The 14681-nt window shown below is 35.9% G+C and carries 14 protein-coding genes; 11 read left to right on the plus strand and 3 right to left on the minus strand.

The genetic code is table 11. The annotated features are described in order from the left end of the window. Positions 1 to 17: 17 nt before the first annotated feature. Both GHC26_RS00630 and GHC26_RS00635 read right to left on the minus strand, forming a co-directional pair. A complete protein-coding gene (locus tag GHC26_RS00630; protein WP_163969321.1) occupies positions 18 to 266 on the minus strand; it encodes a winged helix-turn-helix domain-containing protein in 249 nt (82 codons plus the stop codon). 92 nt (positions 267 to 358) lie between these two features. Beyond that, positions 359 to 1864, minus strand: coding sequence for an amidohydrolase family protein (locus GHC26_RS00635; RefSeq protein WP_205599183.1), 1506 nt, complete (start codon positions 1862 to 1864; stop codon positions 359 to 361). Positions 1865 to 2489: 625 nt separating this feature from the next. Here GHC26_RS00635 and GHC26_RS00640 point away from each other — a divergent pair. Together GHC26_RS00640 and GHC26_RS00645 are read left to right on the plus strand one after the other, a co-directional pair. After that, entirely contained in the window at positions 2490 to 3020 is a 531-nt protein-coding gene (locus GHC26_RS00640; RefSeq protein WP_163969323.1) for a hypothetical protein, read from the plus strand. A gap of 102 nt (positions 3021 to 3122) precedes the next feature. Then, the gene (locus GHC26_RS00645) at positions 3123 to 4148 is read left to right on the plus strand and encodes a restriction endonuclease (protein ID WP_163969324.1); all 1026 of its coding nucleotides are present in this window, start codon (positions 3123 to 3125) and stop codon (positions 4146 to 4148) included. A 452-nt stretch (positions 4149 to 4600) separates the two neighbouring features. Here GHC26_RS00645 and GHC26_RS00650 read toward each other — a convergent pair whose 3' ends face one another. Then, on the minus strand, positions 4601 to 5350 hold the full coding sequence (locus tag GHC26_RS00650) for a uracil-DNA glycosylase family protein (RefSeq protein WP_163969325.1): 750 nt from the start codon (positions 5348 to 5350) through the stop codon (positions 4601 to 4603). A gap of 219 nt (positions 5351 to 5569) precedes the next feature. Here GHC26_RS00650 and GHC26_RS00655 point away from each other — a divergent pair, with 219 nt between their 5' ends. The 9 genes from GHC26_RS00655 (at position 5570) to GHC26_RS00690 (ending at position 14613) form a co-directional block, all read left to right on the plus strand. Continuing rightward, positions 5570 to 6622 carry a fatty acid desaturase gene (locus GHC26_RS00655; protein WP_163969326.1) on the plus strand — a complete coding sequence of 351 codons (1053 nt, stop codon included), beginning with the start codon at positions 5570 to 5572 and terminating at the stop codon, positions 6620 to 6622. A gap of 87 nt (positions 6623 to 6709) precedes the next feature. Then, positions 6710 to 7822 (plus strand): sensor histidine kinase, encoded by a 1113-nt coding sequence (locus GHC26_RS00660; protein ID WP_163969327.1) that lies wholly within the window; start codon positions 6710 to 6712, stop codon positions 7820 to 7822. A gap of 21 nt (positions 7823 to 7843) precedes the next feature. Continuing rightward, positions 7844 to 8443, plus strand: a complete 600-nt coding sequence (locus tag GHC26_RS00665; protein ID WP_163969328.1) for a response regulator transcription factor — start codon at positions 7844 to 7846, stop codon at positions 8441 to 8443. Positions 8444 to 8623: 180 nt separating this feature from the next. Continuing rightward, positions 8624 to 9346: a YwaF family protein gene (locus tag GHC26_RS00670; RefSeq protein ID WP_163969329.1), complete on the plus strand. Its 723-nt coding sequence runs from the start codon at positions 8624 to 8626 to the stop codon at positions 9344 to 9346. 1337 nt (positions 9347 to 10683) lie between these two features. Continuing rightward, a complete protein-coding gene (locus tag GHC26_RS00675) occupies positions 10684 to 11403 on the plus strand; it encodes a sulfite exporter TauE/SafE family protein (protein ID WP_163969330.1) in 720 nt (239 codons plus the stop codon). Between the two features lie 71 nt (positions 11404 to 11474). Continuing rightward, positions 11475 to 11606, plus strand: a complete 132-nt coding sequence (locus GHC26_RS16010; RefSeq protein ID WP_264175941.1) for a hypothetical protein — start codon at positions 11475 to 11477, stop codon at positions 11604 to 11606. 575 nt (positions 11607 to 12181) lie between these two features. Then, positions 12182 to 12610, plus strand: a complete 429-nt coding sequence (locus GHC26_RS00680; RefSeq protein WP_163969331.1) for a DUF5392 family protein — start codon at positions 12182 to 12184, stop codon at positions 12608 to 12610. A gap of 71 nt (positions 12611 to 12681) precedes the next feature. Continuing rightward, on the plus strand, positions 12682 to 13290 hold the full coding sequence (locus tag GHC26_RS00685; RefSeq protein ID WP_163969332.1) for a TetR/AcrR family transcriptional regulator: 609 nt from the start codon (positions 12682 to 12684) through the stop codon (positions 13288 to 13290). 81 nt (positions 13291 to 13371) lie between these two features. Beyond that, a complete protein-coding gene (locus GHC26_RS00690; RefSeq protein WP_163969333.1) occupies positions 13372 to 14613 on the plus strand; it encodes a hemolysin family protein in 1242 nt (413 codons plus the stop codon). Positions 14614 to 14681 lie beyond the last annotated feature (68 nt).

Raw genomic sequence — 14681 nt, forward strand, 5'->3', positions numbered from 1 at the left:
AATTCAAGTAGGACACTCTATCCAACACGATTATATTCTGAAGGAGATTTGACCGATTTCATTACTGATGTATTTTGTTCGTTATCAACTAATCCGATGTCTAAATTAAGTTTATATTTATTTGGCAAATTACGGGGTTTGTTATCTTCTAGATATATTGGTGACCTAGTTACTTCAACTGCCCCCGCTTCTTCTAATAATTTCACATGATTAATTGCCGTTGTTTTTGAATAATCACCCGCTTCCATTAATTGACTATAGGTCATGAAAAACTCTCCATTTTCATCTCCATATCGTTTTGAATGAATAAACAAGAAATAGAGAGTACTTCTTGCTACCTTACCGTAATAATGTAGGGTTAATAATTCGTTATTTTAGCTTCTTTAACCATTTCTCTCACATCATTAAGGAGTTCTTTCGCATCATATACGATTCCATCTTTAATGGTATAGGACACACCGCCAGTTTTTTCTGCTTGGCCAGTTTCTGGATTAAACTTCAAGGTTCCGGTGCCATAAAGTGATTTGAAATTCTTAAGTGGATTTTCCTCTACAAGAACAAGGTCTGCTAACATATCTTGCTGGATAACGCCAAATTCTAATGGTTTTCCATTTTCCTTCGATAAACTTTCAGCGCCTTTCATGGTAGCTGCACGTATCACCTCTAGTGGATGGAATCCAGCTTCTTGAAGGAGTTCAAATTCTCTAATATAATCAAATCCATATGTCTTGTAGATAAAGCCAGAGTCTGAACCAGTACAAATTCTTCCGCCACGGTTTTTGAATTCATTTACAAACATCATCCATAAACGATAATTTTCTTTCCATTCTATTTCATCTTTGGTTGTCCAATCACCAAAAAAGGATCCATGGTTATTTAAATTTGGTTGGAAGTATTCCCAAAGTGACGGCATCGTATATTCCTCATGATAATCAGCCGTTTGTGCTCGAGCAGCATCTCTTGTAGCCTCATAGATGGCAAAAGTAGGATTCATCGTAAAGTCGAGTTCAATTAATTCATCCATCACTTTATTCCATTTGTCGCTATAAGGAGCTGCCGCTTGCTTCCATATTCTGCCTGACTGGCTAAAGCGGTGGTATTCATTGGAATAATTATAGTGTTCTGGGTAATGCTGAACCGTTTTGGTAGCAAATAGTGCTTCTGGTAGTCCATACCAATGCTCTATAGAACCAAGTCCAGCACGAGCTGCCTCTAACGCATCTAAGCGAGCAACCGTTGTTTGCGATAAATGTGCCATCGTGCCAAGGTTTTGGTTATTTGCTTCCGCTATTACTGCTTTGGCGACATTAGGATCCCATCTATTGATGAATTTAAATCCATCAAAGCCTTTTTCTAGTGCCCAGTTTACAAATTCAGGAGCTGAATCAACCGTTAAAGCAGAGAATCCTTTATCCCAATTTCGTGGACAAGTATACGCATAAATCCGAGGAGCGACGATTTCATTTTTAGCACTTCTCTCTTTTTCATATATCGTCCAATCTGCTCCATTAAAAGAACCAGGATCACGGATGGTTGTTACCCCATGTGCCAGCCAAAGTTTGTGTACATATTCTGCAGGCACACCTTGATTCACACCACCAATATGGGCGTGCGTATCAACAAATCCAGGCATAATATACATACCTTCTGCTTCTATCACATGGGCATTTTCCAAAGCAGATTCTGGAAGTCCCCCTTGATTAATATCTTTAATTCTATTTTTTTCTACGATGATATCTACAGGTCCATCAGGTGGTGCACCAGTTCCATCAATCATGGTAACCCCACGTATAATTAACCTTTCATAAGGTCCATTTCCAGTATTGCGATCGGGTGCATGTGGTACAGTTTGGTTCGTTTGCAAAATGTTTTCCTCCCTCAATAATGTTAATTTTTCTTTTAATTACTCACTTATTCAGCCTAAATTTTCACCTCCTTTACTTTTTTAAGTGTAAGTTATAAGGGGGCATGCCCTTAATGACACGGATTTTCCTTATAAAAGGCTCATTTCCCATAATTTGTTGTTTTCGCATCATCGGAGTATACATGCTCCTCGCACGACATTTGAGGTGTTCCGCACGAGTTTGTCAGCTTCTCGCACGACTATTGTGGTGTTCCGCACGAATTTGTCAGCTTCTCGCATGACATTTGTGCTTCACCGCACGAGTTTGCTTGCTCCATGCATGACTTTTGAGGATTCATATTTATGTGTGTATAGTACTAAATCTCTTTAAGAATTGTTGTGTTTTTACTCTATACCAGGTAGTTAAATATTGAATATTGCTAATACCATGTTAATTTAAGTAAAAGTTTATTTCAATTAATCTGGCTAGTCTTGGTAAGGAAAAATCATCTTTTACGGGATGTTCCACTACTAATTGCATTGTCAAATGGAAAAAGCATACTGTTTACTGGTAGAATAGAATTATAGAAATCATTTATTTAAGACATTATTAAGTATATCGTGTTTGGAAAGAAGGGGGTGTGAAATGAGTGCAGTAGACAAACAAAACCTGAGTAAACGTGATATTTACACCAAGTTTATTACACTTGCCATCCAACAAAGCGGATGGGACATACAACGAGTAGTATTAATAGATGTTGATTCGCTTGAAACAATAATTAAATTCCACCATCAAATTCCACTGCAAGCAAATGCTTATAATAAAATTTTTTCGCAAGCAGGAAAAGTTGATATTAGTTGTTTAGAATTTGAAAGGCAGGAAATTCAAAGATCAGGTAAACTATTAAAAGTAGTTATGGATTGTCTTGTAGTTGAAAGTAATGATCCGGTAACTGAGGGGCTATTACAAGAAAAAGATATATATAGGACATTAAGACATAATGATGACTTTGATACCCCACCATCACTAGATGAGATAGCTGAAATGCTGCTATTTTTATCTTCACCATTAGTTGGTTGTGTTGGACGTTCTAAAGAAGGCTTTTATGCTTTAGGCACATTATCTGATGCTATGAATAAGTTTAATTTTTATGCCCAGTCATGCTTAATAAAGTAATTCCAATAAAAATAAAAACTCATATAGATATAGTGCAAAAAACTGCAACCTGATACGAGGGAACTGGTGTCTGCCCCCAATAGATAAAAAAGGAGTTTTATGATGACTGTTTGGTTATTTCGTGCAGGAAAACAGGGAGAATTTGAAAATAAGTATCTTGATGATGAAAGAGTCTATCTTACGTGGGATGACCTCAATATGGACCTAAAAGAGATTGAATCAAAGGAAAGTCTATACAAACGATTAGTTGAGCATTATGATTTAGATAAAGAGAAAACGGCAATAAACTGGGCTTCACAAATTTGGCCAATAGCCCATGCGATGGTACAAGGAGATTTGGTGATCTTACCTTCAAAGTTTAATCGCACCATTCATATAGGTGAAGTGACCGGAGATTATGTATATGATGAATCACTTGGCAGTCCTTATTATCATTATCGTAATGTAAAATGGATTGCAAAAGATATACCAAGGGATCGGTTTGATCAAGATATCTTATATTCACTAGGTGCGTTTATGACAGTTTGTAAAATACATAGAAATAATGCGGAAGAACGTATCAGAGAAATGCGTAAAAATAATTGGTATGTACCAAAAAATAAAAATGTGAAGGAACTAGTGGAGGAGACGGAAGATACCGTTTCGATTGATTTAGAAGAATATATTTATGATCAAATCTCAGAAAGAATTATTCAACGGTTTAAAGGTCATAAAATGGAAAATTTGGTGGAGGAAATTCTGAAAGCAAAAGGATTTACAACGTATCGAAGTCCAGAAGGTGCAGATCATGGTGTCGATATACTGGCCGCTTCGAACACATTAGGTTTTGGAGATCCAAAAATCTGTGTGCAAGTAAAGACTTCGGATACACCTCTTGATCGACCGACATTAGATCAATTAATAGGTACCATGAGCAATTATAGTGCAGACTTTGGATTGCTAGTTTCCTGGAGCGGTTTTAAATCATCTGTCACCAAAGAAATTCCTAAGCAATTCTTTAAGGTTCGTCTTTGGGATTCCAAAACGATTATTCAACAGATATTTGAAAACTATGAAAAACTGAGTGATGAAATAAAAAAAGAGATTCCTATCAAAAGAGTTTGGATGTTGGATAGTGAAGTGGAATAACTGACATGCAGGAGATAGTGTAAAGAATATTCCCTGCAAAATAAGCACATTTTGTTCAAATTCCTCCGGAGTTATCGTTGCACTCCTCCTTAGTAATATACTGGATTTTTTGTATATTACTAAGGGGGATCGTTCTTTGTGTCAAAAGTTCGAGACGGCGCAGCTTCCGAGACCGGAACGTATGCTTTTAGATACGTGAGGACCTAAAAAAGCAAACCAACTTGAAACACCGACTCATTTTACCGGGCTTTTTGAACTCAACTTTTAATTACTCATTTAGATATACCATGGTAAACCATACCATTAACAGATGTGGTTTCTGTAATCTCAAATAATCCTTAGGAGTAAGGGTCATTCCGAAAAGAGTGTTTACAGTGATTTCGGTGATTCATTAAAAATTCAGATGAAATAACAACATAAGACGAAAGCATTTGATCTCTCGTCCCACTTTTTCACTCTATCCTAGCAGCCCATGCCTTCACTTTTTCGCGAAGTTGCTGTTTTTGTTGCTGAAATTGCTTTATGCGATGTCCGTTTGCCCCAGATGGATGTGGAAAACCAGTTAGATAGTCGTGATTGGGCAGTTTCCGTTCTTGAGATAGCCTGATAATTGTTTGTTCAACTGTTTTTCCGAGTGGGATTACTAGTGCAGGTGGAGCAATTTGTGCTAACTCATTTGGGAACTCTCTGTAGGCATAACGCTGTAATAAAGGTGAACGATCTATAGGCGGTTGATGTCCGGTATAGTTTTTCCCCTTGATAAATACTGGATATTTAATAATTGATGTCGTGTGGAGGAAGTGTCTGTCTTTACCGAACAAATAGGATGAGTTAGGGATATCCAATATTTTGTGGATGTCACATTGATCAAGCATGTTAATGAGGTTTTTTCTCATTACCTCAGCAAACCCAGCAGCCCTTTTTGCTTCTTTCAGACACATTTCCAGAGTATCATCAGATTCGTTACTTTTTATGAATTGCTCAAAGGCAGTTTTCATTTGGCTCCATCCTGGGGTAATTCCAACAATAACAACCCTCGCTTCCTTGTTGATGTATTCGTTATGAGGAGCATAGTATATTTCCATATCCCCGTCTTTTTCCATCAAAAATGTTTCTGTTAATAAATCCTCTTTTGTAAGTGGTTTATCAGCATGTAATGTTTGAATTGCTGGCAGAAATTGCTGTAATGGTTTATGTACCATGTCCACTCTCCTTACGTTTAAAATCAATTTGGGAGAACACGCCGAAAATAGTCATAACACTTCCACCTTGAAAGTTATTCGGTTTTCTAAAATGTTTAGTTTAGGGACACATGACATTTGTCATATATCTTCCCTGACGTTTATGTCTTATATAGTTCGTAAAATTTGTCTAATATAAAAGTATCCATAAAATTAGCTAGAGCTATATAGGAGGATAACATGAGTAAACAAAAACAAGCACAATTAAGAAAAAGTGTTGCAGCTTTTGCAAATTCAGATGGAAAAGCAAGTATCATTCAGTTAGTCAATACCATTTTACCATTTTTCCTACTTTGGTTTCTTGCATACCAGAGCCTATCTATTTCCATTTGGCTGTCGTTTGCACTTTCGATTATCGCAGCAGGGTTTGTAATCCGTATCTTTATTATTTTCCATGATTGCACACATGGCTCCTTTTTTAAAAGTGGCAAGGCTAATCGGGTAGTTGGTACCATAACTGGAATTATCACATTGTTTGCCTTTGAAAAATGGAAGCGAAGCCACGCGATCCATCATGCTACCAGCAGTAACTTAGACAAGCGGGGTACAGGTGATGTATGGGTAATGACAGTTGACGAGTATATTGCTGCATCATTTTGGGGTAGATTAGCTTATCGACTTTATCGTAATCCCATTATTATGTTTGGGTTAGGCCCACTTTACCTTTTCTTAATATCCAATCGTTTTAACCGAAAAGGCGCAAAACGAAAGGAACGAATGAATACGTATGTCATTAACCTATCCATTGGTGTTATATATGCAATCTTAATATGGGCAGTCGGTTGGCAGGCATTTCTATTGGTCCAACTCCCAATTGTATTTGTATCAGGTTCGTTAGGCATTTGGTTGTTCTATGTGCAGCACCAATTCGAGGATTCCTACTTTGAAAATGAAGACGAGTGGGATTTCGTAAAAGCTGCTGTAGATGGTAGTTCCTATTACAAGCTTCCAAAAGTAATGCAGTGGATAACAGGTAGTATTGGATTTCATCATGTACATCATCTAAGTCCAAAAGTACCTAATTATAACCTGGAAAAAGCACATGAATCCACACCTCCATTACAAAAGGCAACTACGATCACATTAGCCTCCAGTTTAAAATCGATTCGTTTTCGTCTTTATGATGAGGCTTCGAAGTCATTTGTAAGTTTTAAAGAAGTCAAATCGCTATTGAAAAAGAATAAGCTTAATATCCAAATGAATCCAGGAAAGTCAAGAGTGCAAGAAGAATAACGGACATAACTAAAATGCTCTTCAATCGTGTATTGGAGGGCATTTGTTCTGTTATACTTACATAAAAGAACGAAGGAGGGGATTCACATGCAAAATTGGTATCATATATTCCCAAAAAACACTGGCCTTAGCGCCTTTGCGTGGATTGTGTTTTGTATTCTTCCATTCTATTTTATATTTCGGTCCTCCTCTTTTGTCGAAATTGTGATTGGTATTTTATTAATCGTCTTATTTTTCACGACATATCGCCTGTCATTTATTAAAAAGGGCTGGACGGTTTATGTGTCCGTAGGGATAGAAATGGCGATAAGCATCGGAATGACATTATATTTTGGGTATGTTTATTTTTCGCTCTTTTTAGCCTTTTTTATTGGAAACATACAAAATAAAATTGGATTTATAACGTTATATATCGTCCATCTACTCACCACAATCACTGCAATTTCATTTGGATTTTTTATACAGAATCAAACCTTTTTTACACAACTTCCATTTATTATCATATGTATCATTGGTGTCATTCTCCTCCCGTTTAATATGTATAATCGAAATAAACGGGAAAAATTAGAAGGCCAATTGGAAGATGCAAATGAAAGGATCTCACAATTAATGGTTATTGAAGAACGCCAACGGATAGCAAGGGATCTGCATGATACTTTGGGGCAAAAGCTTTCCCTAATAGGCATGAAAAGCGACTTAGCTAAAAAGTTAATCCAGATGGACCCAGAGTTAGTAAAAAAGGAAATTAATGATATTCACCAAACAGCAAGAACGGCTTTAAATGAAGTACGAGAGATGGTTTACGATATGAAGCGTGTTAAATTGAAAGAAGAAATTAATCACGTAGAGCAAATGTTAGGAGCTGCACAGATTGATTTTAAGATAGAAGGAAATCCAGAGGTCAGTCATACACCTTTATTAGTCGAAAGTATGCTGAGCTTGTGTTTAAAAGAGGCTGTTACAAATGTTGTTAAACATAGTCAAGCTACCTCCTGTCATGTCTTAATTAAACAGACATCTAGCGAACTGCTTATACAGGTCAAGGATAATGGAATAGGTATATCTGGAAAAAAGGAGACAAGTAAAGGACATGGACTAGTCGGGATGAGAGAAAGACTTGAATTTGTAAATGGAAGTTTGGATATAGCAGCTTCTAATGGAACGACAATGACATTTTGGGTGCCAAATGTTATTCAATAAACGAGGATGGGAGGAGCTATTTTGATTCGCATTGTAATAGCTGAGGATCAGGGGATGCTACTTGGTGCACTTGGCTCACTACTTAATTTAGAAGAAGACATGGAAGTTGTAGGTAAAGCCAAAAATGGAGAAGAAGCATTACATTTCGTGAAACAACAGCAACCAGATATTTGTATTATGGATATTGAAATGCCAATAAAAAGTGGACTGGATGCAGCAGAAGAATTAAAGGATCATGCTTGTAAAGTAATTATTTTAACAACCTTTGCACGATCAGGATATTTTGAACGTGCTAGAAATGCTGGTGTATGTGGATATTTGCTAAAAGATAGCCCTATTGAAGAATTAGCGAACTCCATTCGCATTATTATGAAGGATCGAAAAGTTTACGCTCCAGAGTTAGTAGATATGGCATATAGCAATAAAAGTCCTTTGACTGATCGAGAAGAGCAAGTGATCAGCTTGATTGCAGACGGGAAAAATACGAATGAAATTGCAAAAGAACTTTTTATTACAACTGGAACGGTCCGTAATTACGTTTCCGTTATTCTAGATAAATTGGATGTTAGTAATCGCATTGAAGCTGTTTCCCGTTTCAGGGATAATGGCTGGTTTAAATAAGGTGTCCTACTTGCTATAAATGGTTATTTTGGGTGAATAGTTTCTGTATGACTTGTCTTAGGTTACCTAGGGAAAGCATAGTTAATGAAGGGGACTTAATAAAAGATGACATGATAGAATGATATAATAGTAGAGTGCGAACGGAAAATTTCTTCAAGTGAAAATCTAGGGGGAAGGATGATGAACCAATTTTGGAGTGAAGATGTAGGGTTTATTAGTCCCTTTGATCTGCAACACTTATTCTATATAGCAATCGTGGTGGCATTACTTTTGTTACTACACACTAATCGTGACAATGTACGTAAAAATGGAAGAAGAATTGGGATAGGAATTCTAATCGTTTCACTTAGTCAGCAGATTATGCTGTATTCCTGGTATGGGTTAGAGACAGGCTTTGATATTGGTGAATCCTTACCACTACATATCTCTCGTGTCACGTCCTTACTTGGTATATATTTTCTCCTTACAAGAAATGAAAAGGTATTGGATATTATTTTTTACTTCAGCCTTTTTGCATATGGGTCATTTTTGTATCCACAAAGAGTATATCCAATCACACATATCATTGGTATTTCCTTCTTAGTGAATCATGCCATAACCATTTTACTTCCATACTATGGGTACATCGCTTATCGCTGGAGACCTAATCGGAAAGGGTTTGTGAGGGCCTATACAATCTTTCTTACTTATTTTTTCTTTGTATACTTTCTAAACCCCTTAATTGATGGTAATTATTTTTATTTAAAGTATAGACCATTCTTTTCGGAGTGGCCTGACTATCTTTATGTCCCTTCCGTACTAATCGTTACGTTAGTTGGATTTTATGCTGCATATCGGGTCGTAACACGTAAAGAGAAAAAATATGAAGCATTACTTGACCAATATAAAAAGTGTTCATCCTAAAGAGTGGATGGGAGTGGCGGTTTATATTGGAAAGCGTGTGTGTGATCTCGGTTTCGTTTTAGTAATTTATGTTGGGAGAAAAGTCACTGAGAGGTGATCTCAATGCCTATTTAGTGATTGGTGTTGTTGAAAAGGTCACAGAGAAGCGGTCTCTGTTCTAATTTAGCTATTGATGGCACAGAAAAAGTTACTGAGAAATCATCTCTTCTCTATTAGCATTTTTTCCTTACTAAAAAAGTCACCAATAGCTATTGATTACTCCATACAAAACCCACTTGGTATTAATCTGCCAAGTGGGTTTTCGTTAACATGATAGGGGACCCAACCATGTCACATCCTTAATTGGGAATGCTACTTTTTTTCAAGTTACATCATGATTCGTTTTACATAAAGGAAGTGTTGTTTTATTCTTTTTTTTCAGGATGTGTGTTAGTTTCGTTGATTACGATCCTGAATCTTAGTAGACTCATCTTGATATTTCGAATATACATCCTTGCGAAAAGCTTTGGTCCAATCACTTTTCCCATTCTAAAGCGCATTGAATTTCCATTGCACACTTAAAAAAAATGGTACTTTTTTAAAGGTTTCACGTTCCTCCAAATTGCTTTTTAAAAGGGGGTTGTATCCTTTTGCTTTCTAGATGTTTCTGTTAAATTCGATTGATTGGTGAATGATCACCATTTCCCTTATTTCAGATTTCGAATTGTTCCTAGTTGTTACTTCATTCATGTTACGTTAAACGAAACTAACTAGGATGGTTGAGTCTCCTAACATGTTAACCTGAAAGAAAGAACTTTTTTATCTATCTTCCTTTCATCTTTATTATAACACCTCTTACTGGAAAATACTGTGACATATTAATGACACTAAAGAATAATGAAATAATGTTTGCCTAAACTAAACAAAAGTATTTAGGTATAGGGCACCTTAACATGATAAAACAAATTTTAATGATAGCTTGTTTATCGGTAGATTCTCTCACACTATACGATGAAGGACAAAAGCTTTTCAGCAATTAAAATTTTTCACCTTACTAACACCTATTAGCAATATGTTAATTCGAGTCCTATTTTTATTGTTAAGAGAGAGATTATTTATTATTAAATGTTGTCATATCAACTAAAAATAGCATACCAACTATTCTATTTGATATACTATTTCGATTGTTAATTTAGATTTTCATCATAAGTGAGCTACTTAAACCTACTGAACGATTTTATTTACTTATTATTCGTTATCTGCTCCTCTTCAAATAACATATTTGTATGTCCCTCCCTGTATTCCCTTATCGTAAAATGATAAACTTTAAAAAAGAAGCTAAAGAAGTAGGTGTGTTTGTGGAAATTATCATTTTTGGCTTAATTATTCTTATAGCAGCTGTTTTACAAACGAGTACGGGTTTTGGTTTTTCTATCATGGCAACGCCGTTTCTACTTTTGCTTTTTGAACCGAGGGAAGCAATTCAAATTAATTTAGTACTATCATTATGTATATCCTTGGCACTGATTTCTAAGATCAGGAAGGATGTTAATATTGGAATGTTAAAGCGTTTTGTGATAGGAAGTGTTGCAGGATTGCCAATTGGCATTATGACATTTTTGCTAATCGATGTTAGCCTATTAAAGTTCGTTGTAAGTATCGTGATCCTAGTACTTACAATATTATTGATTCTTCATTTTCGTATTACACAGCATAAGCGACGTGATTTGTTAGTAGGCGGGGTATCTGGTTCTCTCACTACGAGTATAGGGATGCCTGGACCACCATTATTATTATATTTTTCTGGAACAGACACGAAAAAGGAAACCTTAAGAGGAACAACATTAGCTTTCTATCTCTTTATCTATTTTTCTAGCTTAGTAATCCAAGTAATAATGGCCGGAACCAGTAAAACGGTTTGGATCTCTAGTATCATTTCTTTACCACTTATATTTATTGGATTAATCCTTGGCCAATTTCTTTTTAAATGGGTTAATCAACGTCTCTTTCAGTGGTTTACCTATACTATTTTAATGATAACAGGGATTTACCTGCTTATGGAAAGTATACATAGTTGATGACAGAAATCACTGGATAGTAAAAAACCTAACGCTATAATTGAATTATTAAATTTGTTAGGGAGATGATGATGGAAATGACCATTATGTCGGATGTAATAGAAGACTATTTAGTGGAAACACAAGTTATTCATTATCGGAATCCTGTCATCCAAGAAAAAGTAGCAGAAATGAAACGGTTGGGCATACGAAAAGAGACTTGATGAGATAAGAATTATATTATGTAAAGAGCAAGTTCAAAAAGTCCGGAAAAAATGACACATCTAGTTTCTTCGTTGGCTTACTTTTCCGCCGCTCACGTATTAATTGCATACGCTCCGCTGCTGGGAGCTTCGCCGCCTCGAACTTTCGACTCGACAGGACGTTAGCGTGAGGCGTTGCAACAGTACGCCTTAGACTTTAGCCGACTCAGCCCTTTTTTATCCTCCTTTTTGAACACGTAACTTAAAGGGTTTAGCACTTAATTATTTTATGTTGTCTCATATTGACAAGTGACGCTTTGTCATATAAAATTAGACATGTAAGATTAGTGACAGTATGTCATATAGGAGTGAAGAAATGTCAGTAAATTGTCTATACGTGAAAGATTTAAAGAAATTGGTTGATGAATTACAACTAAAAGGGGTACAGGCGGAATTGTGTACCAAACCAAAGGGAATACAAAATAATGCAAATTGAGGTATTACTTAGGGAGTAAAGGTTAAAAATGGTAGAAAACAGCTAACATCATATCGTTTTGTGTACGAAATGATTTGAATTATATATAGGAGGAATTAGCATGAATGTGCCCATGACAAACATGCCTCAATTTATTAAACGAGAGATTGAAGCCATTGAAGATAAGTTACATCCATTCATGAAGAAAATGTCAAGGTATGCTTTTTGGTCATTGCCACTGATCGTTATTTCCATCATGAATCTATTCGTTTTATTGTTTATGATTCCACAAGATCAACGTTCCATTGTTTCCATTATCATATATGCTGTAATTGGTGCAATTGGCTTTGCTTTATCAAAAGAAGTAAAATTACAGAAAAAAGAGGTAAGGCAACATAGTGTGAATTATATAGTTGAACGTATCCAACGAAGTAATATTGTTTCAGAAACTGTAAAAGCTAATTATATAAATCAGGTAAAACAGCATCCAGATAGAGCAATGAATCAATTTGTTGCATTCTTACAAGAAGAAAATCAATTTAGATCATAAACGCATCGAAAGTGTAGGTAGGAAACACCATATTAGTTGGTGTTTCTTTTACATTAACAGGGGGAATAAAGGTGCCAAAATCTACTTTTTATAACTTACCAAGTGAAAAAAAAGACACGTTAATGCACGCATTGGAAAATGAATTTTCTAGAGTCCCATTGCATGTAGCATCGATTTCCAATATCGTGAATGAAGCTGGCATACCACGAGGTAGTTTTTACCAATATTTTGCAGACAAAGAAGATGCTTTTTTCTTTTTATTGCATGAACAAAATAAAAAACGGAAGAGCCAATTTAATTCCTTGTTACAGCAATATGATGGTGACTTATGTGAATCGATATTAGCCTTTTTCCAATCAATGATAAGCGAGAAAGAAAATATTGCCTTTATGCGGAATGTATTCTTACACATGACACATAAGATGGAAGATACCTTTATAAAGATATTTAGCGATCCACAAAACGAGGAAGACTTTCAAGAAATAAGTGAATGGATTGATAAGGACAAATTAAATATAAATAATGAAAAGGAATTAGCGCATATGATGCAAATTATGATGGCAGTGATGTTCCGTAATTTCGTTATAAAGTTTGCGGAGGACTTATCGAACCAAGCAGCATATGATCATTTTAAGGTGGAATTGGATATTTTAAAACGAGGAATTTATCGGTACGATTAAGCGAAGAATAAGATAGTTGGATGAGTCATTGTTTGTATGGGTTATGGCATATGGGTTTTTAAGTGAAGGAGGGAAAGTTTTTTGCTTTTAGCTATTATTGTTTTAATATTTGTCTCATTTTTCTTTTCTGGTAGTGAAACGGCATTAACCGCAACGAATAAAATGAGAGTCCAAACAAAAGCAACGAATGGGGACCGAAAATCGGAGAAGTTATTAGCACTTATATCGAAACCACAGGAGTTTATCACCGCAATTTTAATTGGAAACAACATCTCAAACATTTTATTACCAACACTTGTCACCATGCTGGCAATTGAGTATGGGTTTAATGTTGCGTTGGCATCTGCAATCTTAACGATCACGATTATTATCGTATCGGAGGTGATTCCGAAGTCAGTGGCAGCAACGTTTCCTGACCGAATATCCTATATTGTATTACCCGTTATTCGATTTATCGTATGGGTGCTAAAACCCTTTACACTTCTACTAAATGGATTAACTGGTTTCATTATTCGCTTTCTCTCTAAAGGGGAAAAGGAAAATACGACGATATCGAAAGAAGAATTCCGTGCAATGGTCGATATTGCCGATACAGAGGGTACTTTTGAAAAGGAAGAATCCCATCGTATAAAAGGGTTGCTTGATTTTTATAACTTAAATGTGAATGATGCGTTGAAGACACCTCGTGTGGATATGATTGCATTACCATATACCGCAACGTATGAAGAGGTGCGTGATATTGTTTTGCGAAATCCTTTTACGCGTTATCCCGTTTTTAAAGAGGATATGGATGAAATCATTGGAATCTTCCATTCTAAATTTCTAATATCTTGGTCAATGGAGCCAGAAAAACCGCTTGATACTTACATTGATACAGATTCATTGATGGTGTATGAATTTCATTCGATTGAATTAATTTTTAGAAAAATGACGCAAGAAAAAAAGCATATGGCAATTGTACTGGATGAGTATGGTGGAACAGAGGGTATTATTACACTAGAGGATATTATTGAAGCGATGATTGGCCTCGAAATTGAAGATGAAACCGATACAGATGGAGACCAGTTGATTGAAAAATTAACGGATACAGAACTTATTTGTAACGGGAAAATTCCATTGAATCGCTTGAACTCTATTTTTGATACTGAAATCCCAGAAGAAGAGGACGTATTGGTTGGGTACTTATTACGAGAAATGAATGGCTTTCCAAAAGAGGGAGACACCTTAAAGCGAGGTAATATTACGTTTACGATCCTTGGGACGGAGGGTAGAACGATTAAACGAGTGCAGCTAATAAAAGAAGAAAGTACTATTGACGGGTAGTGAGGAAGAGATCTTATGATTTTTCCTCACTTTTTTGCGATTATTGTAATGGTTCTTGTATTTGATTC

The organism is Oceanobacillus halotolerans (assembly GCF_010993955.1).
Lineage (GTDB): Bacteria > Bacillota > Bacilli > Bacillales > Amphibacillaceae > Oceanibacillus_A > Oceanibacillus_A halotolerans.

What these genes read in the sequence shown, in the direction of transcription:
- GHC26_RS00630 (WP_163969321.1), bottom strand. Translation starts at nt 266, where the DNA reads ATGACCTATAGTCAATTAATGGAAGCGGGTGATTATTCAAAAACAACG.
- GHC26_RS00640 (WP_163969323.1), top strand. Translation starts at nt 2,490, where the DNA reads ATGAGTGCAGTAGACAAACAAAACCTGAGTAAACGTGATATTTACACC.
- GHC26_RS00645 (WP_163969324.1), top strand. Translation starts at nt 3,123, where the DNA reads ATGACTGTTTGGTTATTTCGTGCAGGAAAACAGGGAGAATTTGAAAAT.
- GHC26_RS00650 (WP_163969325.1), bottom strand. Translation starts at nt 5,350, where the DNA reads ATGGTACATAAACCATTACAGCAATTTCTGCCAGCAATTCAAACATTA.
- GHC26_RS00655 (WP_163969326.1), top strand. Translation starts at nt 5,570, where the DNA reads ATGAGTAAACAAAAACAAGCACAATTAAGAAAAAGTGTTGCAGCTTTT.
- GHC26_RS00660 (WP_163969327.1), top strand. Translation starts at nt 6,710, where the DNA reads ATGCAAAATTGGTATCATATATTCCCAAAAAACACTGGCCTTAGCGCC.
- GHC26_RS00670 (WP_163969329.1), top strand. Translation starts at nt 8,624, where the DNA reads ATGAACCAATTTTGGAGTGAAGATGTAGGGTTTATTAGTCCCTTTGAT.
- GHC26_RS16010 (WP_264175941.1), top strand. Translation starts at nt 11,475, where the DNA reads ATGGAAATGACCATTATGTCGGATGTAATAGAAGACTATTTAGTGGAA.
- GHC26_RS00680 (WP_163969331.1), top strand. Translation starts at nt 12,182, where the DNA reads ATGAATGTGCCCATGACAAACATGCCTCAATTTATTAAACGAGAGATT.